The organism is Pseudomonas sp. p50(2008) (assembly GCF_015351605.1).
Classification (GTDB): domain Bacteria; phylum Pseudomonadota; class Gammaproteobacteria; order Pseudomonadales; family Pseudomonadaceae; genus Aquipseudomonas.
On the sequence record NZ_JACMYF010000039.1, the window covers coordinates 1 to 1,601 of the forward strand.

General features: G+C 54.5%; 2 protein-coding genes. Both read right to left on the reverse strand.

Annotation, left to right across the window (positions count from 1 at the left end; all coding sequences use genetic code 11):
- Window positions 1-94: 94 nt before the first annotated feature.
- Window positions 95-646, reverse strand: a complete 552-nt coding sequence (locus tag H7698_RS31080; RefSeq protein WP_194693897.1) for a helix-turn-helix domain-containing protein — start codon at window positions 644-646, stop codon at window positions 95-97.
- Window positions 647-1,136: 490 nt separating this feature from the next.
- Window positions 1,137-1,601, reverse strand: a 465-nt coding sequence (locus H7698_RS31085; protein WP_194693898.1) for a recombinase family protein, incomplete at its 5' end; no start/stop codon positions are given.

Below are 1,601 nucleotides of genomic sequence, written 5' to 3' on the forward strand. Positions count from 1 at the left end.
ACTCTCTAGCCTGTAGAATATTTAGACGGATTTTTGCTCCTTCGCAGAAAACCTAGAAACCCGCAAGCATTGCCGTGCTGCGGGTTTCGTCGTTTTAGGCCTTCTCATTGTCTGTGATCGATGGCAAATCAGGCAGCATGCCTTCCAGCGTTTCTTGAACTGGCGGACTCATGCCATCACCAGCAGGTAACTGCATATCACCTGGTGCCATGACCGGCGCTTTTAGCAGCTTGCCGGTACCAAGATCGCTTTGATCTTCCGACGACACCAGCACTCGCGCATTGAAACGCGCAAACCTGATGTTTTCTCGGCTATCAGCCCAAGCGATTCGGCTGTTGACCACGTACGCCAGTGCGCCGCCTCGATCACTGCCGAGCCTGATGGTTTGAATCCACGCCTGATCGATCAGCACCGACAAGGCTCGCTTGGTGGTCGCGGTCGAGGTTTCCATCAGCTTGGCCAATGTGGCCTGGCTGGCGATCAGAGCACCGCTCTTATCCATGTTTGCAACTAAGATGTGTAGCAGCTGAGCAGCACGCGGAGCGTGCGCTATGAGCTGTGCCCAGGCTTCGTGCCCAGCACGCTCTGTCTGTACCCATGTCCCGCGTGGCGCGGGCTGGTGTAGGTTGCGGATTTCCTCAGACATTGACCCTCCTGTCAGATCATCCAAGTTGTGTTCGCTATCTCTCAAACTTGCTCGATAGCGTGCAAGAATGAGCCAAGGGTAGCTCACACCGTGCTCTATGGGTAGATCAAATTTGTTCGATATCTCACAGGCTTGTCAGATAGCGCGCAAGAAATGAGCTAGGGGTAGCTCACTGTATGAGCTACGGGTAGCTCAGGGCTGTTTGCTATCGAGCAAGGATGAGCCATGGGTAGCTCATGGTTTGGGGTAGCTCATCAGGTGAGCTAGGTTAGGTCACGCACTATGAGCGAGGTTGGTTCATCAACCGTGACCGAAGGTTCGCTCATATGTTGAGCTACCTACTGCTCTACAAGCCCCGTAAACCAAGGGTTCGCAACTCCTGCCTCTCATGATCTCTACCTGTCACCCTCTGCCTTTGATGTTAATCAGGCAAAGTCGCCTGCGGCAGCGGCCATTCGTAAGCGCCTGACAGACTACGGCTGCGCCTTCGCTAGTCAGCCACTTCCGACCGGCTCAACTGGTCACGGATTTTGAGCACAGTGGTTGTCGAGCATTTCGCGTGCCTGGCTGCAGCACGAATACCAAAGTTCGCAGCGAGCAGTTCCCGTACACGTTTGTGCAAGTCCTGGTCTGCAGGACGGCCCTTGTATATGCCTCCCTGCTTGGCCTTCGCGATTCCCTGTGCTTGTCTCTCTCGACGCTGCTGATAGTCCTTGCGAGCGATAGCGGCCATCATTTCGACCATCATGTTGTTGATCGCTGCCAGCATGCGGCTGGTGAACTCGTCGTTTTGGTTCGTTCTCATTGCCAGGTGGCTGGTTGGCAGATCGAGGGCGACGATTCGCAAACCCTTTGAATCAATAGCTGCCTTGAGTGTTCGCCAGTCCGGATCTTCCATCCGCGATAATCGGTCGATGCTTTCGACAAGAAGAACATCCCCCTTCCGAGCATCTTT

Coding starts and splice junctions, on each gene's coding strand:
- H7698_RS31080 (WP_194693897.1), bottom strand. CDS start 646: ATGTCTGAGGAAATCCGCAACCTACACCAGCCCGCGCCACGCGGGACA.